Annotated in this window: 25 protein-coding genes; 14 read left to right on the top strand and 11 right to left on the bottom strand. The window is 63.5% G+C overall.

What is annotated here, in order from left to right; all coding sequences use genetic code 11:
* Positions 1–4 precede the first annotated feature (4 nt).
* Positions 5–1,627, top strand: coding sequence for an amidohydrolase (locus tag YH3_RS09355; protein ID WP_064443289.1), 1,623 nt, complete (start codon positions 5–7; stop codon positions 1,625–1,627).
* An 81-nt stretch (positions 1,628–1,708) separates the two neighbouring features.
* On the opposite strand, the gene YH3_RS09350 is transcribed toward YH3_RS09355, so the two are convergent.
* A complete protein-coding gene (locus tag YH3_RS09350; RefSeq protein WP_193777153.1) occupies positions 1,709–2,596 on the bottom strand; it encodes an aminoglycoside phosphotransferase family protein in 888 nt (295 codons plus the stop codon).
* Positions 2,597–2,792: 196 nt separating this feature from the next.
* On the opposite strand from YH3_RS09350, the gene YH3_RS09345 reads away from it, so the two are divergent.
* Entirely contained in the window at positions 2,793–4,031 is a 1,239-nt protein-coding gene (locus YH3_RS09345) for an HNH endonuclease signature motif containing protein (RefSeq protein ID WP_064443287.1), read from the top strand.
* A gap of 88 nt (positions 4,032–4,119) precedes the next feature.
* Here the strand turns inward: YH3_RS09345 and YH3_RS09340 are convergent, their stop codons facing one another.
* The 3 genes from YH3_RS09340 to YH3_RS09330 are packed head-to-tail and all read right to left on the bottom strand — an operon-like array spanning position 4,120 to position 7,209.
* Positions 4,120–5,139, bottom strand: a complete 1,020-nt coding sequence (locus YH3_RS09340; RefSeq protein ID WP_003945035.1) for a DUF2804 domain-containing protein — start codon at positions 5,137–5,139, stop codon at positions 4,120–4,122.
* Between the two features lie 2 nt (positions 5,140–5,141).
* Complete coding sequence (locus YH3_RS09335) at positions 5,142–5,894, bottom strand: isocitrate lyase/phosphoenolpyruvate mutase family protein (protein ID WP_003945055.1); 753 nt, start codon at positions 5,892–5,894, stop codon at positions 5,142–5,144.
* Between the two features lie 46 nt (positions 5,895–5,940).
* Positions 5,941–7,209: a cytochrome P450 gene (locus YH3_RS09330; protein ID WP_007730097.1), complete on the bottom strand. Its 1,269-nt coding sequence runs from the start codon at positions 7,207–7,209 to the stop codon at positions 5,941–5,943.
* Positions 7,210–7,337: 128 nt separating this feature from the next.
* On the opposite strand from YH3_RS09330, the gene YH3_RS09325 reads away from it, so the two are divergent.
* The 3 genes from YH3_RS09325 (at position 7,338) to YH3_RS09315 (ending at position 10,857) form a co-directional block, all read left to right on the top strand.
* Positions 7,338–7,973: a TetR/AcrR family transcriptional regulator gene (locus YH3_RS09325; RefSeq protein ID WP_042926208.1), complete on the top strand. Its 636-nt coding sequence runs from the start codon at positions 7,338–7,340 to the stop codon at positions 7,971–7,973.
* A 9-nt stretch (positions 7,974–7,982) separates the two neighbouring features.
* Entirely contained in the window at positions 7,983–9,410 is a 1,428-nt protein-coding gene (locus YH3_RS09320; protein ID WP_064443286.1) for a hypothetical protein, read from the top strand.
* A 67-nt stretch (positions 9,411–9,477) separates the two neighbouring features.
* The gene (locus YH3_RS09315) at positions 9,478–10,857 is read left to right on the top strand and encodes a hypothetical protein (RefSeq protein ID WP_223304380.1); all 1,380 of its coding nucleotides are present in this window, start codon (positions 9,478–9,480) and stop codon (positions 10,855–10,857) included.
* Here YH3_RS09315 and YH3_RS09310 read toward each other — a convergent pair.
* Entirely contained in the window at positions 10,814–11,239 is a 426-nt protein-coding gene (locus tag YH3_RS09310; RefSeq protein ID WP_007730102.1) for an NUDIX domain-containing protein, read from the bottom strand. The genes YH3_RS09315 and YH3_RS09310 overlap by 44 nt on opposite strands.
* 190 nt (positions 11,240–11,429) lie before the next feature.
* Here YH3_RS09310 and YH3_RS09305 point away from each other — a divergent pair, with 190 nt between their 5' ends.
* Genes YH3_RS09305 through mnhG form a run of 6 tightly spaced genes read left to right on the top strand, consistent with a single transcriptional unit; the run spans position 11,430 to position 17,769 of the window.
* Complete coding sequence (locus tag YH3_RS09305) at positions 11,430–14,267, top strand: Na+/H+ antiporter subunit A (RefSeq protein ID WP_007730104.1); 2,838 nt, start codon at positions 11,430–11,432, stop codon at positions 14,265–14,267.
* Positions 14,264–14,896: a Na(+)/H(+) antiporter subunit C gene (locus YH3_RS09300; protein WP_003945054.1), complete on the top strand. Its 633-nt coding sequence runs from the start codon at positions 14,264–14,266 to the stop codon at positions 14,894–14,896. Before YH3_RS09305 ends, YH3_RS09300 begins: the two co-directional genes overlap by 4 nt.
* Positions 14,893–16,593 carry a Na+/H+ antiporter subunit D gene (locus YH3_RS09295; protein ID WP_003945059.1) on the top strand — a complete coding sequence of 567 codons (1,701 nt, stop codon included), beginning with the start codon at positions 14,893–14,895 and terminating at the stop codon, positions 16,591–16,593. Before YH3_RS09300 ends, YH3_RS09295 begins: the two co-directional genes overlap by 4 nt.
* Positions 16,590–17,162, top strand: coding sequence for a Na+/H+ antiporter subunit E (locus YH3_RS09290; protein ID WP_003945063.1), 573 nt, complete (start codon positions 16,590–16,592; stop codon positions 17,160–17,162). The genes YH3_RS09295 and YH3_RS09290 overlap by 4 nt, the downstream gene beginning before the upstream one ends.
* Positions 17,159–17,428, top strand: a complete 270-nt coding sequence (locus tag YH3_RS09285) for a monovalent cation/H+ antiporter complex subunit F (RefSeq protein WP_003945061.1) — start codon at positions 17,159–17,161, stop codon at positions 17,426–17,428. Before YH3_RS09290 ends, YH3_RS09285 begins: the two co-directional genes overlap by 4 nt.
* Positions 17,425–17,769: a monovalent cation/H(+) antiporter subunit G gene (mnhG, locus tag YH3_RS09280; protein WP_003945045.1), complete on the top strand. Its 345-nt coding sequence runs from the start codon at positions 17,425–17,427 to the stop codon at positions 17,767–17,769. Before YH3_RS09285 ends, mnhG begins: the two co-directional genes overlap by 4 nt.
* Here the strand turns inward: mnhG and YH3_RS09275 are convergent.
* The 5 genes from YH3_RS09275 to YH3_RS09255 form a co-directional block, all read right to left on the bottom strand.
* The gene (locus YH3_RS09275) at positions 17,735–19,102 is read right to left on the bottom strand and encodes a phosphatase PAP2 family protein (RefSeq protein WP_003945056.1); all 1,368 of its coding nucleotides are present in this window, start codon (positions 19,100–19,102) and stop codon (positions 17,735–17,737) included. The genes mnhG and YH3_RS09275 overlap by 35 nt on opposite strands.
* Positions 19,103–19,209: 107 nt before the next feature.
* Positions 19,210–20,334, bottom strand: coding sequence for a glutamate--cysteine ligase (locus YH3_RS09270; protein WP_003945034.1), 1,125 nt, complete (start codon positions 20,332–20,334; stop codon positions 19,210–19,212).
* Positions 20,335–20,424: 90 nt separating this feature from the next.
* Entirely contained in the window at positions 20,425–21,126 is a 702-nt protein-coding gene (locus YH3_RS09265) for a superoxide dismutase family protein (protein WP_007730117.1), read from the bottom strand.
* Between the two features lie 95 nt (positions 21,127–21,221).
* Positions 21,222–21,803 carry a LytR C-terminal domain-containing protein gene (locus tag YH3_RS09260; protein WP_064443285.1) on the bottom strand — a complete coding sequence of 194 codons (582 nt, stop codon included), beginning with the start codon at positions 21,801–21,803 and terminating at the stop codon, positions 21,222–21,224.
* Positions 21,804–21,856: 53 nt separating this feature from the next.
* The gene (locus YH3_RS09255; protein ID WP_007730120.1) at positions 21,857–22,207 is read right to left on the bottom strand and encodes a DUF3263 domain-containing protein; all 351 of its coding nucleotides are present in this window, start codon (positions 22,205–22,207) and stop codon (positions 21,857–21,859) included.
* A gap of 244 nt (positions 22,208–22,451) precedes the next feature.
* Here YH3_RS09255 and YH3_RS09250 point away from each other — a divergent pair, with 244 nt between their 5' ends.
* Genes YH3_RS09250 through YH3_RS09240 form a run of 3 tightly spaced genes read left to right on the top strand, consistent with a single transcriptional unit; the run spans position 22,452 to position 24,820 of the window.
* A complete protein-coding gene (locus YH3_RS09250) occupies positions 22,452–23,051 on the top strand; it encodes a peptide deformylase (RefSeq protein ID WP_003945053.1) in 600 nt (199 codons plus the stop codon).
* Positions 23,052–23,091: 40 nt separating this feature from the next.
* Positions 23,092–24,003 carry an N-acetyltransferase gene (locus YH3_RS09245; RefSeq protein WP_082920556.1) on the top strand — a complete coding sequence of 304 codons (912 nt, stop codon included), beginning with the start codon at positions 23,092–23,094 and terminating at the stop codon, positions 24,001–24,003.
* 16 nt (positions 24,004–24,019) lie between these two features.
* Positions 24,020–24,820, top strand: coding sequence for an exodeoxyribonuclease III (locus YH3_RS09240; protein WP_054186900.1), 801 nt, complete (start codon positions 24,020–24,022; stop codon positions 24,818–24,820).
* 44 nt (positions 24,821–24,864) lie between these two features.
* On the opposite strand, the gene YH3_RS09235 is transcribed toward YH3_RS09240, so the two are convergent.
* Entirely contained in the window at positions 24,865–25,296 is a 432-nt protein-coding gene (locus YH3_RS09235) for a GNAT family N-acetyltransferase (protein ID WP_007730124.1), read from the bottom strand.
* Positions 25,297–25,298 lie beyond the last annotated feature (2 nt).

Raw genomic sequence — 25,298 nt, 5'->3', positions numbered from 1 at the left:
GACCATGGCTGCTGATCTGGTTCTGTACGGCGACATCGTGACCATGCACGAGGAAGCACCACGCGCCCCGGCGCTCGCCGTGACGGGCGGCCGGATCACGGCCGTCGGCGCGCGCACGGACGTCGAGGAACTGGTGGGGCCGGATACCCGCGTCGTCGACGTCGGAGGCGCCGCTGTTCTGCCGGGGTTCATCGAGCCGCACGGTCACCCCCTGGAAGAAGCCATCGTGCTCGGGCCTGACGTCGTCGACATCCGGCCTGTCACGATCACCGAGGCGGATGCCGTAGTTGCTGCCGTCGTCGACACTGTTCGTTCGCGAGGTGCTGCCGGCGCTTCTCTGAACGGTTGGGACCCGTTGCTGCAGAAGGGCCTACCCGATCCGACCATCGACTGGCTGGACTCCGTAGCGCCGGAGTACCCCCTCGTGATCATGCACAACTCGGGACACGTCGCGTATTTCAACACGGCGGCAGCAGTGCAGGCCGGCATCACCCGCGATACCCCCGATCCGATCGGCGGATCGTACGGCCACGACGCGACGGGCGCACTCGACGGAGCCGCGTACGAAATGCCTGCGGTGTTCGCAGTCGCGGGCCACGCAGTCACCATCGGTGACGACTTCCCCGCACTGGTGGCGGCCGAATGCGCCCGGCTGAACGCCGCGGGAATCACCACCATCGCCGAATTGTCGTTCGACCCCAAGATGCGGCCCGCCCTGGCAGCGATAGCCGACGCCGGACTCCTCACCACCCGCCTGCGGCTCTACGAGATGTCCAACGACGCGCGCACTACCGAGGCGTCACCGGGCGACGGAAACGACCTGGTGCGCCAGATCGGCATCAAGGTCTGGTCCGACGGTTCACCGTGGGTCGGTAACATCGCCACCAGCTTCCCGTATCTCGATACCGAAGCCACCCGCGCGCTCGGGATCGCCTGCACGCACGGGCACGCCAACTACACCGGCGAACAGATCCACGACATCAGTTCCGCTTACTTCGCCAAGGGGTGGCAGATGGCGTGCCACGCCCACGGCGACGACGCGATCACCATGGTTCTCGACGCGTGGGAGCAGCTTCTGAAGGAGCACCCCCGGCCCGATCACCGGTTGCGCCTCGAACATGTCGGCGCGATGCGTCCGGATCAGTTCGCCCGCGCAGCGGAACTGGGCGTCACGGTCAGCATCTTCATCGACCACCTGCACTACTGGGGTGACGTTCTGGTGGATGACCTGTTCGGCCCCGAATACGGATCCGTCTGGGCCGCAGCAGGTTCTGCGCTGGCAGCCGGGCAACGGTTCACCTTCCACAACGACGGACCCGTCACCCCCGCCAATCCGCTACGAAACATGCAGGACGCCGTCACCAGGCTTTCGCCCAGCGGCCGCGTCGTGGCACCCCAGGAACGGATCCCCGTGGACGCCGCCGTGCGCGCCCATACGGCCAACGCCGCGTGGCAGCTGTTCAGCGAAGATCACATCGGGTCCATCTTTCCCGGTGCCTACGCGGATCTTGTTGTGCTGTCGGCAAATCCCCTCGACGTCGAGCCGGCCGAGCTGGCCGACATCACGGTGCTCGCCACCATCCTGGAGGGTCGGACGGTGTACGGAGACCTGAGCGAGATCGGCTGATCGGTCGCCGCGGACAAGACTGTTGCCCTCCCTGCTCGAGTTCCAAGGATCGTTGCGAAACCGGAGACGGCGCAGGTGGTCTCAGGGTTCAGTGCGGATGTCGTCAACGACCTGAGCAATCGCATGTTTCGCCCAGGCCGTGATCTGCTCGTTCGTGTCGCGGTAGCACGGCAAGGCAACCAATGCAATCGACAGAGCCCATGCGCGGCCACGCGTCCAAGTTCCCTCGTCCACGTCAACATGAAGCCGGAATGTATGCCGAGTGCTCGGCGTCAGCAGAGTCCATGCAATGAGGCAGTCGATTGCCGGGTCTCCGAGAGCGAGTCCACCCCAATCGATCACGGCCGAAAGGCTGCGGTCGCTCACCAGGATGTTTCCCGGGTGCAGATCCGAGTGCATCCACACCGCTGGGCCTGCGTAGTCGATGACGTGGCGCGCCTTTTCCCACGCCGCCTCCGTCAGCGCTCCGTTCAGCAGGTCGCCACACGCTGCAATACTCGCTCGAGTCGCTGAATCTCGTCGCTCAATCGGATCGGCCCGGTAGGAATGCAGCGATCCCTGTGGGCGCAATCCGAGTGTGTCGATCCGACGTAGACTGTTCACGAAGTCTGCGAGTTGGATGGCCAGGTGGTCATCGACCATGCCGGGCACAGGGTTTCGCCCTGGCACCCACGGGTGCACCGACCATTGCCACGGGTATCCGAAGGCCGCCTCACCCACACCTACCGGAACGGGCACGGGGACCGGCAGGTGTGGAGCCAGATGCGGCACCAACTGTTGCTCCTTTGTGATTCCCTCTGCCGCACCTGGGGTGCGGGGCATACGGATTACGAGTGAATCGCCTACTCGGATCATGACGTTGTCGGTGCCGATCGACTCGACCAAGCGCAACGGCAGATTGGCCCACTGTGGCATCTGACTCGAGAGCAATCGCCGCACCAACGCAACATCGATGTCTGGTTCCTCCATGTGCAACTTCCGAATCTGCATGACATGAGCAGCATCACCGACCGCGACACATCCAGACCTCCTTCGCCGTGACTGCCGCAGATCGAATGAACATCCGAAAAGTCCCAAAAATCGGAATTGTCGAAAATTATTGCATAGGAACAGTTTTCGAGATACAAGTCTTGTGTTCGAAACTTTGTTCGATTAGACTTTTAGCATGGACAGTCGGGAAGCATGGCAACTGGATAGCGAGGACCTCAAGGGTGAGGTTCTGGATCTGGTGCGTGTCCGGCACGAGTTGCAGTCGCGGGTGGGGTTGTTGATCGTGGAGATGTTTTCCCGTGAGGTTCTCGGCGGGAAGGGGTTTCGGGCGATCGCTCAGTGGGTGCACGGGTCGACGAATCTGGAGATCGGTGAGTGCAGTCTGCTGGTCGGGTTGGCGCGGTTGCTGATGCTCGAACCCGTGGTGGGCGATGCGTTTCACCGCGGTGACGTGGATGCGTTGAAAGCCCGTCAGGTGGCATCGTTTTGTCAGCATCCGCCGAAGAACATGACGCCGGCGGATGTGGACAAGGCTCGCGGGATTCTGTTGGGTTTGGCGTCGAAGAACATTGCGGATTGTGATGCGGTGCGGGCGGCGATTCGGCGGATCGAGAAGCAGTACGGCAAACGCGAGGACGGCGTTCCGGTCGGTGAGGATTCGGAGCGCAACGAGTTCTACGCCTCGAAAGGTTTGTACGGGCGCGTGTCGGTGAAGGGTGATCTGGATGCGATCAACGGGGCCCGTCTGATCACGTTGCTGTCGAGCCTGTCGGCGCCGACGCCGGAGAAAGACGGCGTCAAGGACACCCGCACGCCGGCGCTGCGGCGGGCGGATGGGTTCTGCGAATTGTTGCGCCGGTACGAGCGGGCGGGGTTGGGTCCGATCGAGGGCGGGGTGAAACCGCACATCACGGTGACTGCGTCGGCGAAAGACATGACCGACCTCAAGGCGTTGAAAGACCTCCTGCCGTCCACGGAGGAACTCGGGTTTGCGTGGGCGGATTGGGTGGGCCCGATCAGTATCGATACCGCGCGGATGTTGGCGTGCGACTGCACCGTGACGCGGATCTTGTTGGATGCGAATGGTGTTCCGCTCGACTGCGGTAAGGAAGCGAGAACGGCGACGGTTCCGCAGCGCCGGGCTCTTGCGGTTCGGGATGGTGGGTGTGCGTTTCCGGGGTGCGGGACACCGTCGGGGTGGTGCGATGACCATCATATTGTTCACTGGAACGATGGTGGCCCAACGGATCTCGACAACCTGATCTTCTTGTGCGGTCATCACCACCGGACGATGCACCACACCGAATGGCGGGTGGAGATCGGGCCGGATCGGAAAACAGTGTTCTATCCACCGATGTCGATCGATCCGTATCAGCAGCCGATCGGCGGGAACAGCCCACCGACAGCAGCCTGAAGTGAAACAACTCGAGACGCGAGCACCGGGGCACGATCATGCCCCGGTGCTCATGCTGCGTTCCGCCATCTTCGCGGAGACGTACGGCCTACCAGCGGTTCCGAACCTCCTCGGCAAATCCGAGGAGATCTCGAACCACCACGGAGGTACCGTCGTCGAGGATTACTGTGCCGGAGAACTTTCCGAACACCTGATGCTGAATCGAACGCAGCACCCCGACGTCGAAAGTCGCGGCACGGTCGATGATCGGCTCGAAAGTCATCTCGAAGCGACCATCGTTGCTCGAGAAGTTCCACGGAGCGCCGTCGTACGTTCCCTGCGGGATGCCGAAGTCGATCCTGTCCAGTTTGTGTGCCCGCCCTCCGACAAACACGATGTTCTCGCTGGCCGCCGTAGTATCGCCGAAGCCGTACCCGATGTTGAATCCGAACCGCTCGCCGTTCACCAGTCCGGATGCAGAACCCCAGTACCAGGTGTTGTCGTAAGTCCAGACTCCCCTGCCCCAATCGAGAACGCCGAACGAGTCCTCCGAGCGAAATGTGAAGTCGTCGCTCCCGATTCGCACGGTCCCGGCAGCGGGCAGGCAGTTGATCTTCTGGTTGTAGTAAAACGAACGGGACGCCTTCGGAAACGGTGTGGCGATCACCATCCGGTCATCGGCAGGACTCGCCAGGAACAAATCGGCATGAAGACCTCGCCCACCGTCGAAAGCCGGGTAGTCGACAATCAGGTGGCGCCCACCGTCCACATGGCGAAACTCGAAGCGAGCTTTACCTTTCGACACCACCACATCACCGTCGTCCGCGCTTTCGGGCAGACCGAGCCTTCCCATCGGGAACGGCAGCATCACGTTTTCGGTGATCTCGTGTGGTGTTCGGAAATCGAGCCAGGAGACTCCGAGCAAGCCCATGTACCCGTTGTCGGCGACGGTCAGCGCGATGCCGTAATCCGCAGTGAGAACGCAGTAGTAGTCCCACTCCTTGATCCGGAACTTGGGAGCGGTGATCGCAGAGCGTCGATACTTGCGAATCTCCGATGGGGCCCAACCCGTCTCGACCAAATGTCCGCCATCGTCGAGAAGCGGGCCGGGCGACATCAGTGTCTGCATTCTTACTTCCAGCGTCCCAAGATCTCGTTCGCACGGTTGGCCAATGCCATCTGGAAGAACGGACCGAAGCTCACACGTGCCACTCCGAGCGGCCCGAAACTTGCCGGATCGTCCTGGTCCGGGATTCCGATCGCGTTGATCGGAAGTGGAAGTTCGGACGTCAGGCGGCGCTGGGTCGCGTCGTCATGCCGCCCGACGGGGTAGAGAACGTCGGCGCCGGCGTCGGCCGCCAGCTTGAGGCGTGCGATGGCGCGATCGACGCGATCGGCCTCGTCACCGACCTGCTTCACGAACAGGTCGGTGCGCGCGTTGACGACAACGTGAACTCCGGCTGCGTCGGCGGCCTGACGAAGCCCACCCACGAAGTCGGCGTGCTCCTGCGCCTCGCGCAAGCGTCCGCCTTCACTGTGAACGGTGTCCTCGATGTTGAGTCCGACAGCGCCGGCATCGATCAACCCGTCGATGAGAACTGCCGGCTCGAGCCCGTAACCACCCTCGATGTCCACCGAGATCGGGGCGTCGACCGCACCGGTGATCTGCTTGATCCGGTGCAGAAGTTCGTCGAAGGTGATGCCCTCGTTGTCCGGCTTGCCGATGGAATCGGAAACCGGATGACTGCCTACCGTCAGGGCTGCAAAACCGGCAGCCACCGCAAGATTCGCCGACCACGCGTCCCATACCGTCGGGAGAATGACCGGATTACCTGGCTGGTGCAACGCCAATAGAGCAGTTGCCTTGTCGTTGATCGAAGTCATGCGGTGGCTCCTCGAGATCGTGGGGTGTACCTCTCACCTACCGACTCTAGTGAGCGACCGGGCAGCCTGTGCTCTTGTAATCGACCTGGAACTCCTTGATGCCGTTGATCCAACCCGAGCGCAGACGGCGCGGATCACCGATCTTGGTGATGTCCGGGACGTTGTCGGCAATCGCGTTGAACATCAAGTCGATCTCCATACGAGCGAGGTTGGCACCGATGCAGAAGTGCGCGCCCGTTCCGCCGAAGCCCAAGTGCGGATTGGGGTTACGAGTGATGTCGAACGTCATCGGGTTCTCGAAGACGTCCTCGTCGAAGTTCGCGGAGCTGTACAGCATCACCACGCGCTGCCCCTTCTTGATCGACACTCCTGCCAATTCCGTGTCCTCGAGCGCGGTGCGCTGGAAGGCGGTGACGGGTGTCGCCCAACGGACGATCTCGTCGGCCGTCGTCTTGGGACGTTCCTTCTTGTACAGCTCCCACTGCTCGGGGTTGTCCAGGAACGCGATCATTCCGTGCGTGATGGCGTTGCGAGTGGTCTCGTTCCCTGCGACCGCCAGGATGAGCACGAAGAACCCGAACTCCTCCGGGCTCAAGGAGTCGCCGTCGATGTCGGCCTGGACCAGAGTGGTGACGATGTCGTCTGCCGGGCAGGTACGACGTGCGTCTGCCATTTGGTACGCGTATCCGAGGACCTCGGTGGACGCGACTGCCGGATCACCCTGGTATTCCGGGTCGTCGTAGCCCATCATCTCGTTGGACCACTTGAACAGCTTGTCCCGATCGTCCTGCGGTACACCGATCAGATCCGCGATCGCTTGGAGCGGCAGCTCGCTGGCAACCTGCTTCACGAAGTCGCCCGGGCCTTCGCTCACAGCGGTGTCGACGATGCTCCGTGCACGACGGTCCAATTCGTCGCGCATGCCGTTGATCGCGCGAGGCGTGAACAGCTTCGAAATCAGCTTGCGGAGCTTGGTGTGCTCCGGTGCATCCTTGTTGAGCAGAAGATGCCGGAGCATCTCGACGGCCTCACGTGGCATGTCGTCGGCGAAACGCGCGATCGCGGTGTTCTCCCAGCTCGAGAACACATCGCTGCGCTGGCTGACCTCTTTGACGTCAGCGTGACGCGAGACCACCCAGTAGCCCTCGTCGTGGAATCCACCGACCGTCGGCGGCTGCTCACACCACCACACGGGTGCGTTGCGACGCAGTTCGGCGAATTCCTCGAAAGGGATCCGCTCCCCGAGGACAGCAGGATCGGTGACGTCGAATCCGGCCGGCAGGTCAGGCGTGCGTGTTGTGTCCGAGATGGTCATGGCGTCCTCTGATCGGTCGAATGTGCGCTACACCACAGAGTAGCTTTCACTAACGGACTGTCAAGTGAAAGACGGAGAGTCTCGTGCAACTGACCCGTGAGAGCCCCCGCGGCACTAGGATCCTGGTAATGACAGATACCTCCGGCAGACTGACGCTGCGAGAGAAGCAGAAGCAGCGAACCCGCGCAGACCTCGTGGATGCCGCCGGCGCGCTCTTCACCGAACGCGGATACGCGGCTGTCACCGTCGAGGACATCGCCGGCCGGGTCGGTTGCAGCCGAGCCACCTTCTACCTGCACTTTCCCGGAAAGATCGACATCCTCAAGGCGCTCGGCTCGAACACCGTCGTATCCAGCACCCTCGCCATATTCCAGGATCTCGACCACGTACTCGATTCCGGTTCGCGCGAAGAATTCGCCGGCTGGATCAACCGCGCTCTCGACTGGTGCCGCGATCACCACCACATGATGCGGGCGTGGGACGAGGCCATGGTCCTCGAACCCGAGTTCCGCACACTGGCCCGCGAAGGCATCTCTGCACTGCCCAACGCGATGCCGTCGTACCTCGCCCGTTGGCCGCAGAGCCGACACGACGAGGCGAAACTCCGGGTCGAACTCCTGCTGACACAGGTCGAGCGCTTCTTCATTCGCTGGGCGGAACAGGGCGCGATCACCGCGGGTGCGGACGTCGCAGCAGACGTTCTCACCGACATCTGGTTTCCGGCACTCACGCCGCCCACGACCGATGTCGCGGCGCCGCGATAGGTTGGCCCGATGCCACTCGATCTTCGAGCGATCCTCACCACCGTCGCTGCGCTCCTGTCCGGGATACTCGCTGCGCTGGCCCTGACCAATCCGGTTCTCCGTGACTGGGCCATCGTGGCCTCTCCGTCGGAAGTAGATCGCTGGATCAGCAGTGGACCCACCGCTGTCGGGCTCGGCGCCGTGGTTGCCGTGCTTGCCTGCGCACTCTCACAGCGTCGCGGCTCCCGTCGGGCAGCCTGGATCGCGATCACCGTCGGGGTCGCCGTCATCGCGATCATTCGGGCAGTCGTGCCCGAGGTTGCGTCACTGGACCTGCTGATCGCCGTGATCATCGTCAAAAGTGTTGCAGCCGGTGCGATTCTGGGTTGTGTGGTTGCCGTCAGTTGGGATCGCACCGCCACGAAGAACGCCACCCTCCTCGGCGTGCTTGCCGCCTTCCTCGCGGTTCGCACGTTCGCCGGCGGGACGGGCCGGATGAGTACGTCTTCGGTAGGTGAGCCGTCGTGGTGGCTGATCGGCGCCACGGCCGCAGCAGCAATCGCCTGTGCAGTGACCGCGCAATCCGGCTTCCGGATCCGCAAGCCCGACGCGGGCGAAATCCGCATCGCGCTCGTGGTGATCGCCGCGCTGGCGATCGGGCATCGAGTGCTCGGCGCCGTGATCGATCGCCAGCAGTACGCGTCCGAGGCAACTGCCTGGATCGTCATGGTCTTGGCAGCGGGCGCTGCGCTCGCGTTGACATGGATCGCCGCCTACCGTCTCGGCGACACCTCCGGTGCTGGTGGCAAGTTCCTCTGGGCCGCAACCGCTCTGGCCGCTGCGTCGGCTCCGCTGTTCGTCGACATCGCGAAGGGTTCCGGTCACTGGGGTCCACTGAAGTCCCCCTGGGTACTGGTGCTTTTCGCAGCCCTGCCGGTCGCCGTCGGATTGCGACTGCACAAGCAGGTGCCAAACCTCGTTCCCATCGCCGTTCTCGTTGCGGTACCGCTGTCAGAACTACTGCCCTTCGACTCCGCGCACGGTGTCTGGTCAATCGCACTGAAGATCGCCTCGCTGGGTCTCGCCGCCGGATTGCTGTTCGGTGCCCTGGCTCCCGGCAGCCTGGTCGACGCCACACTCGGACTCGCCATTCCCTTTGCCGCAATGACCTTCTCGTCGATCGCCATTCTCACCGATCAGCTCACCGCGCCGCCAGAGTTGACAGCGGCAGACATTCAGCGATTGATGGAACTTCCCATCCCGGCGCACGTCAGCGCCAACGGAGGACTATTCGGACGCGGAATAGGCATCACCATCGACTACGTCACCCCTCAGACCGTCGGCGCTGCAATCCTCTTCGCCTTGATCATCGGCTTCTGCGGTGCAGCGATCCTCCGACGGTCCCATCCACCCGTCGACACCACGGAATCTCGGATCGAACCGGAGCCAGTCGACTGACACACCGTCACCGGACTGAGACCTGCTATTGCGGTGCAACTGGTACCGGATTGACTATTTTGGAGCAGTGCCCATCGCCCGCAGGACGCTGCTCGTCGCGCTGAGTGGTGTGACGGCATTCGTCGTCACCGTCGTCGCCTTGGCACCGTTCGTGAACAGCCAGTCGACGTCGATTTCGACGGGCGACCGATTCTGGTCCATCTCGACCATCGGCGCCGGCGTCTTGGCTGTCGTCGCGGTCGGGACAGCCGCGATGATGGCCCGCTGCCGGTTGCGGACCGCGGCCATGACGGTCTTCGGTGGACTCCTACTCGAACTGCCCGGGCTCTACGATCACAACTTCGAGGCACTCTCACCCGTCGGTGCGGGAGTCGCTGTCGGCGCGGTCACGGTTGCTGCCGCTCCCCGGGTCCGAGCCGCTTCCGTCGCGGGAACGATTGTTGCCGTGCATGTCTCGGATTCACTCCTCGACGAGGACGCTATTCCTCGGCGGTACGCAGACTACATCGCCGACAACACCAACCAGTTTCAACCACCAGTGTTGGGGGCAACACTGCTCGCGCTCGCTTTGGCCGCCGCCTGCGTCGCCGCGTTCTGGTTCCACGACTTCGACAAGGACCACCCCAAGGAACGGATGGCCGTTCGACCGGTGACTATCGCGGCGGTGCTCACTCTCTTCGGGGTCGCTGCGAATTGGTGGTTCGAGATCACCACCGTCACGGCGGCGGTGCCTCTACTACTCGTCGCGCTGGTGATCACGGTGATCTGCGCGCGGGTGCTGGGCGACGGCAGTCGAATCCTGCTGATGTGTACCGCTGCCGTCGCAACTCTGGCGGCGGTCTCGGCGAACCGTCCCGCAACCGAAGCCATGGAATGGTCGAAAACCCCCGCCTCCACCGCCGTCGTGATCGGACTCGTCATCGTCGCCGCGGCAGCGATCGGCGCGATCGCTCCCTCGCGAGTCGTCGGCTACGGATTGCTCCTGACGGTCACGGTCGCCGGGATCGTCAGCTACGCCACGTCGCCGTCGCCGAAGATCGGTGACGTTCTCACGATCAGCGATCTTCTTGTCGCCTTCACCGCTGCGGTCGTCACGTACGCGATCGCCAGCGCGATGTACCGAGAGCCACCGCGGACCGGAGCGTCACGAGCCCTCGTCGGACTCGGTGTCATCTTCGGCCCGACGGCGCTGGCCCTGCTCGTCTATCCGCAGTTCGACTACGGATGGACGGCGTACACGCCGCTCGACGAGAACAAGCCCTTCAACGGCATCACGACGGTCGGCCCGTTCGAAATCTCGACCGACATTCTGATACTCGACGCCGTGGCGCTGATCATCGTGGCCGTCTGCGCCTACGTGAGTCTCCGATTGGGGCGGATCAATCGATCCGTTCCTCCGCCGATCAGTCGATCAGATCCATCGACGCCAGGCGATGGAACACTTTGAGCGATCCGGGCGCCACCTCGTCCATCGCTGCGTACTCGGCGAGCGTGAAGTAGCGGAACTCGGCGATCTCGCTGGTCGGGTGCGGGTCTCCGGCCATCTCCGCCAGATAACAACTCATGTGCAGGCCCGTGTCCGCGGAATGTCCGAAAGCGTGAGCCTCGAAGACGTCGAGGAACGTGACCGTCCCGTCGACCAGATCGACGTCGAGTTCCTCCCGAATTTCGCGGTGCAGTGCCTGCTCGGGCGTCTCCCCCGGGTCGATCTTTCCGCCGGCCATGTAGAACGCCGTCTTGCCCACGGAGCGGGTCTGGATCAGCTTGCGGTCACGAATGTGTGCAAGGGCAGCGGTACGGATGATCGTGGTGGGTGTCGACGAATTCACGTCGTCCAACCTACGTGTATCAGCGAGTGCCGATGATGTCCGAATCGACTCGCTGCACATCGAAACTGCCACGCCCGGTAATATGTACGCAAAGACAACCTCTCCGACAAGGTGAATTGTCTCGTTAATCCGATAGGTTCGATTTTGTTCGGACACCCCGCCGCCCGCTGACAACACGACGGAGTGCCTTTTGCTCGCTATCTTGCTTGCCCATGCCGTTGCCGCCCTCTTGGCTCCGCTTGTGGTGCGCAGGTTAGGGCGAAACGGCTTCTTCCCCCTCGCGATAGTCCCCCTCGCCGGCCTCGGCTGGGTCATCGACAAATGGGGCACCGTCGAGACGCTGCACATCACCTGGGTTCCAGGGCTGTCGATGGACATCGACTTCAGGTTCGACGCGCTTTCGGCCATCATGGCCGTGCTCGTCCTGGGTGTCGGCACGCTCATCCTGGTCTACTGCGCCCGCTATTTCACCGACGACGAACCTCGACTCGGTATCTTCGCCGCCGAGATGGTCGCCTTCGCGGGTGCCATGTTCGGGCTAGTGACCAGCGACAACATGCTGCTTCTCTACGTGTTCTGGGAACTGACAACGGTCCTGTCGTTCCTGCTCGTGGGTCACTACGCCGAACGCGCCACCAGCCGCCGCGCCGCGACCCAGGCACTGCTGGTCACCACCGCGGGTGGTCTGGCGATGTTGGTCGGCATGATCATCCTCGGCCAGGTCGGCGGCAGCTACAACCTGTCCGAACTGGTCGCGAACCCGCCGACGGGGTGGCTCCCCTCCGTCGCGATCGTCCTGATCCTGATCGGTGCGCTCTCCAAATCGGCAATCGTGCCCCTGCACTTCTGGCTTCCCGGTGCAATGGCCGCGCCAACCCCTGTCAGCGGTTATCTTCACGCTGCTGCAATGGTCAAGGCCGGTATCTACCTCGTCGCGCGCCTGGCTCCCGGGTACGCCGATTCGCCGCCGTGGCGCATCACCATCATCAGTTTGGGTCTGCTGTCGATGATCCTCGCCGGTTGGCGAGCCATGCGCGCGTACGACCTCAAACTCGTCCTCGCCTTCGGAACCGTCAGCCAACTCGGCTTCATGATGGTCCTGGTCGGCATCGGCACGCGTGACGCCGCCCTGGCCGGCATGACGATGGTCGTGGCGCACGCGATGTTCAAGGCCGCACTCTTCATGGTCGTTGGCATCATCGATCACACGACCGGCACCCGTGACCTGCGCAAACTTGCTCACCTGGGTAAAGCGGCACCCGCTCTCGCGATCATCGCGAGCCTCGCTGCCGCCAGCATGGCCGGTCTGCCACCGCTACTCGGATTCGTCGGCAAGGAAGCCGCACTCGAATCGGTGCTCGAAACGAACGCGCTCGGCCACTGGTCGTCCATCGCCGTCGTCACGGTGATCGTGTTGGGCTCGATCCTCACCGTCGGCTACAGCGTCCGCTTCATCTGGGGCGCCTTCGGACGTAAGACCCTGAGCAAGCCCAGCCCAGCCGTGAGCAAGATGCACAAGCCGGGTTGGCTGTTCCTGTTCGCGCCCGGCCTGCTCGCTGTTCTCGGTCTGGCCGCCGGCATTCTCTCGCCCCAGCTCGAGAAGCTGCTGACCCCGTACTCCACCACACTGGCCCCCGGACCTCACGCCGACTACCACCTCGCGCTGTGGCACGGATTCAACACTCCGCTGCTGCTCACCTGCATCGTCATCGCCGGCGGCATCGCGCTCTACATCGCGCAGCGTCAGATCAGCCGACTGCACTTCGAGCACCCGCCGCTCGGCAACGCCGACCGTATCTACGACGCGACCCTGCGCGGCATGGACACCATCTCGATGCGCCTGACCGGTGCCACTCAGCGTGGTTCGCTCCCCCGCACACAGTCGACGATTCTCGCGACGCTGGTCGTTGTGCCACTGTTCCTGCTGATCATCGACACCGATGGCGGCGGAGTCGACCTTCGGATGTGGGATTCACCCATCCAGTTCACGATCGCGCTGATGATGATCTCGGCCGCCATCGCCGCGACGCTGATGCGCAACCGACTCGCCAGCGTCATCCTAGTCGGACTCACCGGCTACGGCTGCGGCGTGTTGTTCGCGCTGCACGGCGCACCCGACCTCGCGCTGACCCAATTCCTCGTCGAGACACTGACACTGGTGATCTTCGTGCTCGTGCTCCGGAAGTTCCCCGCCGAAGTCGACGAGAGCAAGGCGATCGGCTTCAAGTGGCCGCGTGCCGCACTCGCCGTCGCCGTCGGTATCACCGTCACCACCATCGCGGCCTTCGCGACCAATGCCCGAAACACTCGTCCGATCTACGAGCTGCTTCCCGACGCGGCCTACGACCTGGGCAACGGCAAGAACGTCGTCAATGTCCTACTCGTCGACATCCGCGCATGGGACACCCTCGGTGAGATCTCGGTGCTGCTGGTCGCGGCAACCGGCGTCGCCAGCCTCGTCTTCCGCAACCGCCGGTTCGGTATCGCGCCGCGCGTCGCGGACGCCCCCTCCGTCATCGTCGACAAGGCAGCGGCGAACTCGGACACGACGTGGCTGCGCGGCGGAGACCTCATCGATCCTCGACACCGTTCGCTGGTTCTCGAGGTCACCACGAGGTTGATCTTCCCGACCATCATGGTGTTGTCGATCTACTTCTTCTTCTCCGGTCACAATGCCCCCGGTGGCGGTTTCGCCGGAGGCCTGACGGCGGGCCTGGCGCTGGTACTTCGGTACCTCGCCGGCGGACGCTACGAACTCGGTGAAGCCGTACCCATCGACGCGGGCAAGATTCTCGGCCTCGGTTTGGCGCTGGCCGCGGGCACCGCCCTGGTGTCGCTGTTCCTCGGCGCCCCGGCGCTCTCGTCCGCCGTCTTCGAGTTCACACTCCCGCTCATCGGCCACGTCAAACTGGTCACCGCACTGTTCTTCGACCTGGGCGTCTACCTCATCGTGGTCGGCCTGGTCCTGGACGTACTCCGAAGTCTCGGCGCCCGCCTCGACGCAGAAATCGAGGTGAAAGCACCATGAGCGCAAACATCGGAATGCTGATCCTGATCGGCGTCCTCACGTCGGCCGGTGTCTACCTGCTGATCGAACGAAGCATCACTCGGATGCTGCTCGGTCTACTTCTATTCGGCAACGCCATCAACCTCTTGATCCTGACCGTCGGTGGATCGGACGGGAATCCGCCCATCGTCGGCCGAGATTCGGTCCACGAGGAAATAGCGGATCCGCTCGCCCAGGGCATGATCCTGACGGCGATCGTGATCACGATGGGTATCGCCGGCTTCGTTCTGGCACTGGCGTACCGGTCTTACAAGATCAACACCGCCGACGCCGTCGAGGACGATCCCGAGGACACCAAGGTTCTCAAGCGTCGCCTGCCTGCCGACGCTCCCGACCACGACCGCTCCGACGACCCGGTCACCGGTGCCCCGAGCATCGGCGGCGACGCATTCGACAAGGACGGCAACCCTATTCCCCTCGAACAACTGGTCAACCTCGAGGACATCGAATGCTACGACGACCTCCACGACGGCGACTTCGAGGACGAACCGGTACCCGACTGGGCCACCGACCTTGCTCGTAAGAAGGAATCCGAGAAGCGGCGCAAAGACGCTCGCCAGACCAAGATCGAGGGAGGTGGAGGCGCATGACCATCTCGGACAACCTGATGGGAGCCCTTGCGCCCCTGCCCGTCTTGATCCCGATGCTGGCCGCAGCTGCGACGCTGGTCGTCGGCCGACGTCCTCGTTTCCAGCGCGTGATCACACTGATCGCGCTCGTCGGCGTCGTCGCGGTGTCGGGCTTGCTGCTCTACCTCGCCGACCGCGACGGTACGACGGCCGTTCAGGTCGGCGGCTGGGACTCCCCCATCGGCATCACACTCGTGGTCGACCGTCTCTCGGCGATGATGCTCGTGGTCTCGTCGGTGGTGTTGCTTGCCGTCATGATCTACGCGATCGGTCAGGGTATTCGCGACGGCAGCGAGGCCCAGCCGGTCTCGATCTTCCTGCCGACCTATCTCGCATTGACTGCCGGTATCTCCAACGCGTTCCTCGCCGGTGACCTCTTCAACCTCTACGTCGGGTTCGAGGTTCTGCTCGCCGCGAGTTTCGTGCTCCTGACGCTCGGTGCCAGCGCCGACCGCGTCCGGGCAGGCGTCTCGTACGTGATGGTCTCGATGGTGTCCTCGCTGATCTTCCTGGCGGGCATCGCCTTCGCCTACGCGGCGACCGGCACCCTCAACATGGCCGACATGGCCCTGCGCTTCGACAACATTCCGCCGGGCACACGAACCGCCATCTTCGCTGTCCTGCTCGTGGCGTTTGGCATCAAGGCTGCGGTCTTCCCGCTGTCCGCGTGGCTACCGGACTCGTATCCGACCGCGCCCGCACCGATCACCGCCGTCTTCGCCGGGTTGCTCACCAAGGTCGGTGTGTACGCGATCATCCGCGCACACTCACTGCTGTTCCCGCAAGGGGAACTCGACAACGTACTGATGGTGTGCGGCCTGCTCACGATGGTGGTCGGCATCATGGGTGCCATCGCGCAGAGCGACATCAAACGTCTGCTCTCGTTCACACTGGTCAGCCATATCGGTTACATGATCTTCGGTATCGCACTGTCCACGACGTCCGGGCTGTCCGGCGCGATCTACTACGTCGCCCACCACATCATCGTGCAGACGACGCTCTTCCTCGTCGTGGGTCTGATCGAACGACAAGCCGGGTCGTCGTCGCTGCGCCGTCTCGGCGGTCTGGCGGCGGCCAGCCCGATCCTCGCGATCGTCTTCCTGATCCCGGCGCTGAATCTCGGTGGTATCCCGCCGTTCTCGGGCTTCATCGGCAAGGTCGCGCTCCTTCAGGCCGGTGCGGCCGACGCCAGCGCGTTGGCTTGGATCCTCGTTGCCGGCGGCACGATCACCAGCTTGCTGACGCTCTACGCCGTCGCCCGCGTCTGGACCAAGGCTTTCTGGCGAGCCCGGGCCGACGCGCCCGAAGGTGACCTCGCCGACGTCAGCCCGTCAGCGTTGATCGACGAGTCCGAAGAGGACATCGCGTTCGTCGACCGCGAGGATGTCGGCAAGATTCCGCTCTTCATGCTGATTCCGACGGTCGGACTTGTCATCGTCGGTCTGGCACTGACGGTGTTCGCGGGCCGGATCATCGACATCAGCGACAGAGCGGCGAAGGATCTGCAGGACCGGTCCATCTACATCGACGCGGTTCTCGGCAACCACCGGCCCGTGCCGGTCGACGAAGCTCCCGTCGCTGCAGACGACCCCGCAGCCGTTCCGAATACCGAGGCCCCGAACACCGACGTCCCGAATACCGAGGAGGCTCCGCGATGAAACGCGAACAGGTACTCCGCGTCGGGATCCTGCTGTGGCTGATGGTCGTATGGATCCTGTTGTGGGGCAACATCAGTTTCGGCAACATCTTCGGCGGACTCGCCGTCGGCCTGATCATCATGGTCCTGCTTCCCCTCCCCCGCGTACCGGTCGAGGGTCGGGTACATCTGCTGTCGATTCTGCGTCTGTTGTGGATGATCGTGTACTACGCGATCCAGTCGAGTATCCAGGTCGCGTGGCTGGCGATCCGCCCGTCGCCGCCCCCGGTCACCGGAGTTCTGCGGTACCAACTCGGGATCAAGTCCGACCTGGTTCTCACGCTGTGCATCGACGTTCTCAACCTGATCCCCGGCACGATGGTTCTCGAGATCGACCAGAACCGACGCATCGTCTACGTCCACGTGCTCGACGTCGGCTCGCAGAAAGCCGTCAGCGCGTTCTACCGCTCGGTGGAGGACCTCGAGCGGTTGTTCATCGCGTCGTTCGAACGTGATTCGGACTGGCAACCCAGCCCATGGCACCAGCGCGACTACGAATTCGATGCACCCCGGCAGGAGGACCAACCATGAACGGGTTCATCACCACGATCTTGATCATTTCCGGAGTGATTCTGCTGATCGCCGCCGTACTGACCACGTTCCGATTGCTCGACGGTCCGAGCTCACTCGACCGCCTCGTAGCCCTGGACACGATCATCGCGGTCTCGATGTGTGGACTCGCGGTCTGGGCCGCGTACAGCAAAGACACGACCATCGTTCCCGCGATCGTCGCGCTGGCGCTGGTCGGCTTCATCGGTTCGGTGTCCGTCGCGCGCTTCCGGGTGAGTGACCAGTGATCGGCAACATCCTCGACACGATCGGGGCCATCTCCATCTTCCTCGGCGCGCTGCTCGCGCTGACCGCCGCGGTGGGAATCGTTCGCTTCCCCGACACTCTGCGTCGTATGCACGCGGCCACGAAACCTCAGGTGGTCGGACTGATCCTGGTCCTGATGGGCGCCGTGTTCCTGCTTCGTGGGAGCGTCGACATCTGGATGTTGGTCCTGGTGGGCATCTTCACGCTGCTGACGGCGCCCGTGATCGCGCACAGCGTCGGCCGAGTCGCCTACCGCGAACAGCGCGAAGAGGACGACCTCATGAAGATCAACGAGCTGGAAGACCCGGACTCTCTCCTGTAACGGCATCCCACTCGCCGTCGCGCTCGCCCCACACCGCAAGAGCAGTGCCGGGGCGGGCGAAGAAGGTGGCGAAGTACGCCACCGACATGAGAACCAGGACAGCCATCAGCAGCGGCCCGAAGATCGCCGGGTACTCGGCCATCTGCACCGCAGCGAACCGGTACGAGAGCAACAATCCCGCCAGGAGTGCCGAGCCACCGATCAACAGACGCACTCGGAACCACCCCCAGCCTCGCTCCGGATCCCGTAGCGCCGCATCGAGGGTCAAGCACAGGACGGCACCGGCAATGAGGTCGACGCCGTAGTGGAATCCGAAACCGAGCGTCGCGGTCAGGGTCGCAACGAGCCAGAACGATCCCAGGCTGCGAATCCACCACGGCCCGCTGCGCGAGTGGATAAACAATGCGACCGCCCACGCGGTGTGCAGGCTCGGCATGCAGTTTCGCGGTGCGGCGTCGTCGAACGGCAGCGACGACGGTGATGCGAAGTCGAAGTTGGGCACGATGTTCGGCCAGTAGTCACCGATCTGGAATCCGAACCCACGCGGACCGAAGGCGAACACCGGGCCGACCACCGGGAACAGGACGTAGAAGATCGGGCCGATCAGCCCGATGAGCAGGAACGTGCGCAGCAGGTGATGCGACGGCCATCCCTTACGTACTTGATAGAGAGCAACCACGATCACCGCGACCGGCAGTTCGACGTAGATCCAGTCGAGGGCTGCTGCACCGACGGGGCCCATGGCGTCGACGATCTGGCCCATCACCCACGACGGATTCCCGAGAGCCTGGTCGGCGAGGAACACGTACTCGTCCCACACGTCGGTGCCGACGAGAATGGTGATCTCCAGCCACGTCTCGGCAACCTTGGCCGCGATGATGAGCAACGCGCCCAGCGCGACGCCGTGCAGAACGCTGAGTCGACGCTCACCGGACAACTTCCACACCGCGTACACCGCGATGGCCGTCAGCACCCAGGTGCCGCCGGTGCCCATAGTCAGCGGTCCACCCGAGAACCAGCGGATCGCGCCGACGACCACGTCGATCACGACGGCCGCGGATACCGCGTAGATGCGTTCTTTGTTGTTCAGTCCGACGAGCGCGAGAGCGAGGCCCACCCAAGGCATGGTCGCGGAGCGGGGAACGAGGAAGTAGTCACCAAACAGGCTTTCCACCGGACCGAGATAGCCCTTGTACGACGCGAACGCCTGCACGCCCAGGACCAGCACGGTCAATGCTGCTGTGCCGATCAGAAGGAGTCTGTGAGAACTCGACCACGAACGGTCCGACTGTCCGGGTGCGCCCCCTCGTTGGGACCAACTGTCTATCAACACCGGACAATAGTAAACGGCGTGTGAACTGAATATGGACACCCACTGGACAAACGGTTGGGATGCCCGGATTTCCAGTCCGCGAAACAGTCCTTCGCACTGTGAACCTGCTAGGTGCCCAACTCTGCGACCAAGGCGTCGACGACCGCAACCAGATCGCCGCCCGTCGCTTCCGCTACACGACGTTGCCGCTGGTAGGACGCGCCGCGACGGGGAATGTCCGCCACCGACGCCAACTCGTCCGCGCAGCCGAGCGAGACCGCGATCGGCGCCAAGTCGTCGAGTAGGCGATCCAGATCGTCAGTGACGAGGCACTCGTTTGCGTCGGAGTCGAGGATGATCTCGGCGTCCAGTCCGTATCTCGCTGCGCGCCACTTGTTTTCCTTGACGTGCCACGGCTGCATGTTCGGCAGAGTCTCACCGGCGCTCAGTCTGCGGTCCAGATCGACGATGAGGCAGTGGACCAGAGCAACGAGGGCACCCAGTTCGGCGCGCGTCGAGACGCCGTCGAAGACCCGGACCTCGATGGTTCCCCACTTCGGCGCAGGACGGATGTCCCAGTGCATGCCACCGATCTTGGTGATCACACCGGTCTTCATCTGGTCGTCGATGAACGACTCGTATTCGGCCCAGTTCTCGAACTGGTACGGAAGACCTGCGGTGGGGAGCTGCTGGAACATCAACGCTCGATTGGACGCATAGCCGGTGTCGACACCGGCCCACATCGGCGAGGATGCCGACAGCGCCAGCAAATGCGGATAGCGCTGCAGCAGTGCGTTGATGATGGGGAAAACGCGGTCCGCGGACGAGACACCCACGTGGACGTGCACGCCCCAGATCAGCATCTGCCGACCCCACCACTGCGTGCGTTCGATGAGCTCGTCGTAGTCGGGCGTCCGGGTGACCAACTGAGTCGACCATTGCGCGAACGGGTGCGTGCCCGCGCTGATGAGGTCGACGCCCAGCGGATTCGCAGCGCGACGCAGCAGATCCAGTGACCTGTCGAGATCACTCATCGCCTCGCCGACCGTCGAATGAATACCCGTGACGAGTTCGACGGTATTTCGCAGTAGTTCCTTGGTGATGTGCGGGGTTTCGGAGCCGGCAAGCTCTTCGACCGCCGAAAACACCTCGGCTGCTGTGTTGGAGAGATCTCTGGTCTTGCGATCGACCAGCGCGATCTCCCACTCCACGCCCAGCGTCGGGCGCGGCGAACCTGGAAATGGAACTACCACGCAGAGAATCCAATCACAGTGTCGGTAAAAACACCGTGCTGGCTACTGCGTGGTAGTCGCCGGAAGTGATGCAAAACTCAGGTGAGTTTGTCAGCTCTTGGTGATGACACCGCAAGCAACGCGTCCGCCTGCGTCACCGGTGTCGAGGGTCTGCTGGTCCGGTGCCGGCGCGTAACGCGTCGGGATGTTGCCGAAGTTGTCCGCTCCGGCGTGGATCATGACGGATGTTCCACCGTTTGCGACCAGTTCGTCGACGGTGAATGCATCGGTGGTGGTGACCAGCGTGGCGGTGCCGTCTTCGAGGACCTGAACCGAAGTGAGGTCGCCGCTCGCCGGGTGGCCCGTGTGACCCTCGGCCTGGAAGTGTCCGCCTGCCGAGAGGAAGTTACCCGGCTCTCCGCCGCTGGGGGCAACGGAATTGGTCTCGCACTTGGCGACCTGGTGGACGTGGAATCCGTGGAAGCCGGGGGTGAGGCCCTTGGCGTCGAGGGTGACCTTGACGTCGCTACCTTCCTGCGCGAACGTGACCGTTCCGACCTTGGCGCCGTCGGTGCCGTTCAGCGTTGCGGTGACCGTTTCGGCAGAAGCGCCGGCGTGCGCCGTCTCGGAACCGTGGCCGCCCGCGCTTTCGTGCGCGCTGGGATCGGCTGCACCGGTCCACACCGGAGGAGTCGTGCCGGGGACGCTGCTGGGCTCTTCGCTGTTACTGCAAGCGGTCAAGCCGAAAGCGGCAATCGCGACTACAGGGGCAACGACGCGCCAGGACATACGCCGGGTGCTGCTGGGGGCCATCGAACCGCTCCTTTGAGGTGGCGAGAAAGTGCTTCTGATCATAACGGCGCGTGTAGTAGCTGGAACCGACGGGTCAGTTCCACCTTCACGACCGGTCAGTTGGAGGTCACGATCACGATCACGCCAGGTGACGCGTTCGCGATGCCGGCGAATCGAGGCTCTGCGGAGACTCCGAGTTCAGCCGCGATCTTCTGCGCCGCTGCCTTCTCCGCCGCGGACGATCCGTAATACACCGTCGTCGTACTGACGGTGCCCTCGCTGTAGTTACCCGTCTCCTCGACGTTCCAACCTGCTGCCGTCAATTCCTCGGCGGTACCTGCTGCCAGACCCGAGACGGTGCTGTTGTTGAGAACTCGAACGCTGACATTCGACGTGTCGGTGCCGCTCGCGGAGCTGGAAGTCGTGGTCGTCGCAGTTCCCGAGGGACGCGAGGTAGTGGTGGTATCGCCCGAAGCGGGTTGCGTCGTCGCTGCCGGCTTGGAAGTGGCAGGTGCCGGCGCGGGGGCGCTCGTCGTGGCAGGCGCCGAGGATTCGGTCTGCTCTGCTGCGGTGTTCTCGTCGCTCGATCCACCGAGTGAGGCTGCTCCGAGACCGATGAACACGATCGCCAACGCGATCAACACCATGGCGATTGCGCGAAGCGGAGGTCCGGACGGCTGCTCTTTCGGGGTACTCACGATGTCGACCTTATCGCCAGTGCGTGGACAGCCCGATCATATGTACGCGTGATTCAGGTGACCTCGAAGCCGAGGCGACGCGCGGCCCTGGCCTTCTGACGGCTGGCGCGCAGACGACGCAGGCGCTTGACCAGCATGGGATCAGCCGCCAAGGATTCGGGGCGATCGACCAAGGCATTGAGAACCTGGTAGTAGCGGGTTGCCGACATGTCGAACAACTCCTTGATGGCTTCTTCCTTCGCACCGGCGTACTTCCACCACTGACGCTCGAAGGAGAGGATGTCGTGCTCCCGGCGGGTGAGGCCGTCTTCGCCGACCTCGTGCATGCCTGCTGTATCTACTACCGAATCGTCGGCGCCAGTGCCTTCGGACTGGTTCCGACTACGCGCGGTTGCGCCGTCCATGTCACTCCTCGACTGCTGTGCTCGGCGTCAGCGAGACTCGTATGCCCGGTGTTCTTTTCCGACCGATATTCTCGCGGCCGTGAGTTTCCCGGTCCCCTGGCCCGAAGGTAACTCACAATTTCCCCCGCGGCCCACGTTCCGACCGAGCAACGAATTACATCGCTGTTCTTCAGCAACCATTGAACCATGATCGAGTGTGCGGGCCGTGATAACTACGCGGGCGCGCCGCACTATCCTTGTCCGCATGGCTATCCTCCCCATCCGAATCGTCGGCGACCCGGTACTGCACAAGGCGACAGAGCCGGTCACTCAGTCCCCGGCCGAGATCGCCGAACTGATCGCAGACATGTACGAGACGATGGACGCTGCCAACGGCGTCGGTCTGGCGGCCAATCAGGTCGGTGTTCCACTGCGAGTCTTCGTCTACGACTGCCCCGGCGACGACCGCAGCAGCGAGCGTCGACGCGGCGTCGTCGTGAACCCGGTACTCGAGACGTCCGAAATCCCCCAGACGATGCCCGACCCGGACGAAGACTTCGAGGGTTGCCTGTCCGTTCCGGGCGAGCAGTTCCCGACGGGTCGCGCCGATTGGGCGAAGGTCACCGGCACCGACGCCGACGGCAACCCGATCGAGGTCGAGGGCACCGGATTCTTCGCACGGATGCTCCAGCACGAGACCGGGCATCTCGACGGTTTCCTCTACACGGACGTACTCATCGGCCGCAACGCGCGTGCTGCCAAGAAGATCATCAAGCGTTCCGGTTGGGGCAAGCCCGGTCTGACCTGGACGCCGGGGACCGTCGACGATCCGTTCGGTCACGACGACGACGATTACGAAGACTGAGAATTCTGCTCTGAACGGCAACATTTCGATCGGTAGCCGGGTGGTTTTGCGATACAAGCTCCCACCCGGCTATTCGCATCCCATGACCGACGTCATCGGCATCCTCGAGGGCGCCGATCCCATCGCCGTCCGCGCCGGCGACGGTCGGCTGGTCCAGGTCTCCGCCGATCAGGTGATCGCGCTCAAGAGTCTCTCGGCCCGCCCGATTCGCATCGGCGAGATTCGAAACCTCGAAACGGCTGCTGCGGCGGCGTGGCCGGGGGTCGAGCAGGCGTGGATCGACGGTTGGTTGCTGCGCGCCGGTCACGGTGTCACCGGCCGCGCCAATTCGGCTTTGCCGCTCGGTGGTGCGGGGGCGGTTGCCGGCTTCGACGCGAGCACCATCGAGCGGATACGCCAGTGGTTCGGTGACCGCGGCCTGCCGACCCTGCTGCTCCTCCCCGATCGACTCGGCACCGCTCCGGACGGGTGGACCAGCAAGAAGGAAACCATCGTGATGGCCGCCGATCTGGACAATGTCACGCTGCCGCTCGGTCCTCCGGTCACCTCGTTCGCCGACCACCCCAACCACAACTGGCTGTCGATGTACGACGCCCACGGCGATCCGGCGTACGTCGAGGCGGTCCTCACGGCTGTCGTGGGCACTGCAACTTTCGGCGCGATCGGAAACACCGACACGACGCTTGCCATCGGGCGCGCTGCGCTCACCGAGGCACCCGACCACAAACGCTGGGTAGGACTGACCGGCATTCACGTCGCCCCTGAACACCGTCGTCACGGAATCGGGTCGCTGATCTGCGGAGATCTACTCTCCTGGGGTCGTGAGAACGGTGCGACGCACGCGTACCTCCAGGTTTCGGCGGACAACTTCGCGGCGATCGCGCTGTACGAGCGGCTCGGATTCGTCGAACACCACCGCTACCGATACGCCACCGATCCTGTCGGCGGCTGACGCTAGGCTTGCCCTCGTGCGCATCGCTACCTGGAACGTCAACTCCGTCCGTGCCCGTACCGACAGGATCATCGACTGGCTCGGTCGATCCGACGTCGACGTCCTGGCAATGCAGGAAACCAAGTGCAAGGACGAGCAGTTTCCGTACGAACGCTTCAAGGAAATCGGCTACGAGGTCGCCCACGTCGGGTTGAGCCAGTGGAACGGTGTCGCCATCGCTTCCCGCGTCGGCTTGGAGGACGTGCAGATCGGATTCGAGGATCAGCCCGGATTCGACAAGGATCCCGAGGCAGACCCGGTCCGCGAGGCACGTGCGATCGGTGCCACCTGCGGCGGTGTGCGGGTGTGGAGCCTGTACGTCCCCAACGGCCGTGAGCTGGAAGACCCGCATTACGCCTACAAGCTGGATTGGCTGGCCAAGCTGCGCGACGACGCGGAGGGCTGGCTCAAGCAGGATCCCGACGCGCAGATCGCCCTGGTCGGCGACTGGAACGTCGCTCCCACTGACGACGACGTGTGGGATCCCGCTTTCTTCGAGGGCAAGACCCACACGTCGGAGCCGGAACGAGCTGCGTTCACCGCCTTCACCGAGTCCGGGTTCGCGGACGTAGTTCGCCCGTACACACCCGGTCCCGGCGTGTACACGTACTGGGATTACACGCAGCTTCGCTTCCCGAAGAAGCAGGGTATGCGAATCGACTTCATCCTCGGCTCACCGGCATTCGCAGCTCGCGTCGAGGCGGCCGAGATCGATCGAAACGAGCGAAAAGGCAAGGGCGCCAGCGATCACGCTCCGGTGATCGTGAATCTCGGGTGATCGTGAATCTCGGAGCCTGATCGTCTGTTTGCACCCTCGGGCTTCTAGTCCTCGACGAGCAGTTCCAGATACTCGGGGTGCTCGCCGAGGTACCGCTGAACATAGGTACACACGGGCCGTACCGACCATTCACGTTCTCGGGCGCAGTCCATTGCGAACTGCACGAGTACGGCTGCCAGTCCCTGCCCGCCGTACTCCTCTTTGACGACGGTATGCATGTACGCAACCACGTCGCCCGCTTCGGCTCCGCTCCCCGAAATCTCGTCTTCGTCGCGGTATCCGAGGATGCCGACCAACTCGTCGTCGGAGAGCAGTTCGAATCGTTCGTGCGACGGATTGTCCACGAGCGTGACTTCCGGTGAGGTTCCGGTTTTCGAATTTTCGATGTCGTTCATTGCGGCGACCTCCACGGCACGATGTGCACCTGCGCGATCGGCGACAGCTGCGTTCGCACGCTCTCCATAACTGTGATCCATGC

The organism is Rhodococcus sp. YH3-3, from assembly GCF_001653035.1.
GTDB lineage: Bacteria > Actinomycetota > Actinomycetes > Mycobacteriales > Mycobacteriaceae > Rhodococcus_F > Rhodococcus_F qingshengii.
The sequence above is the reverse complement of the archived record's forward strand: the minus strand, read 5'-3'. Positions and strand labels throughout refer to the sequence as shown.

Coding starts and splice junctions, on each gene's coding strand:
- YH3_RS09355 (WP_064443289.1), top strand. CDS start 5: ATGGCTGCTGATCTGGTTCTGTACGGCGACATCGTGACCATGCACGAG.
- YH3_RS09350 (WP_193777153.1), bottom strand. CDS start 2,596: ATGGAGGAACCAGACATCGATGTTGCGTTGGTGCGGCGATTGCTCTCG.
- YH3_RS09345 (WP_064443287.1), top strand. CDS start 2,793: ATGGACAGTCGGGAAGCATGGCAACTGGATAGCGAGGACCTCAAGGGT.
- YH3_RS09340 (WP_003945035.1), bottom strand. CDS start 5,139: ATGCAGACACTGATGTCGCCCGGCCCGCTTCTCGACGATGGCGGACAT.
- YH3_RS09335 (WP_003945055.1), bottom strand. CDS start 5,894: ATGACTTCGATCAACGACAAGGCAACTGCTCTATTGGCGTTGCACCAG.
- YH3_RS09330 (WP_007730097.1), bottom strand. CDS start 7,209: ATGACCATCTCGGACACAACACGCACGCCTGACCTGCCGGCCGGATTC.
- YH3_RS09325 (WP_042926208.1), top strand. CDS start 7,338: ATGACAGATACCTCCGGCAGACTGACGCTGCGAGAGAAGCAGAAGCAG.
- YH3_RS09320 (WP_064443286.1), top strand. CDS start 7,983: ATGCCACTCGATCTTCGAGCGATCCTCACCACCGTCGCTGCGCTCCTG.
- YH3_RS09300 (WP_003945054.1), top strand. CDS start 14,264: ATGAGCGCAAACATCGGAATGCTGATCCTGATCGGCGTCCTCACGTCG.
- YH3_RS09295 (WP_003945059.1), top strand. CDS start 14,893: ATGACCATCTCGGACAACCTGATGGGAGCCCTTGCGCCCCTGCCCGTC.
- YH3_RS09290 (WP_003945063.1), top strand. CDS start 16,590: ATGAAACGCGAACAGGTACTCCGCGTCGGGATCCTGCTGTGGCTGATG.
- YH3_RS09285 (WP_003945061.1), top strand. CDS start 17,159: ATGAACGGGTTCATCACCACGATCTTGATCATTTCCGGAGTGATTCTG.
- YH3_RS09265 (WP_007730117.1), bottom strand. CDS start 21,126: ATGGCCCCCAGCAGCACCCGGCGTATGTCCTGGCGCGTCGTTGCCCCT.
- YH3_RS09255 (WP_007730120.1), bottom strand. CDS start 22,207: ATGGACGGCGCAACCGCGCGTAGTCGGAACCAGTCCGAAGGCACTGGC.
- YH3_RS09250 (WP_003945053.1), top strand. CDS start 22,452: ATGGCTATCCTCCCCATCCGAATCGTCGGCGACCCGGTACTGCACAAG.
- YH3_RS09235 (WP_007730124.1), bottom strand. CDS start 25,296: ATGGATCACAGTTATGGAGAGCGTGCGAACGCAGCTGTCGCCGATCGC.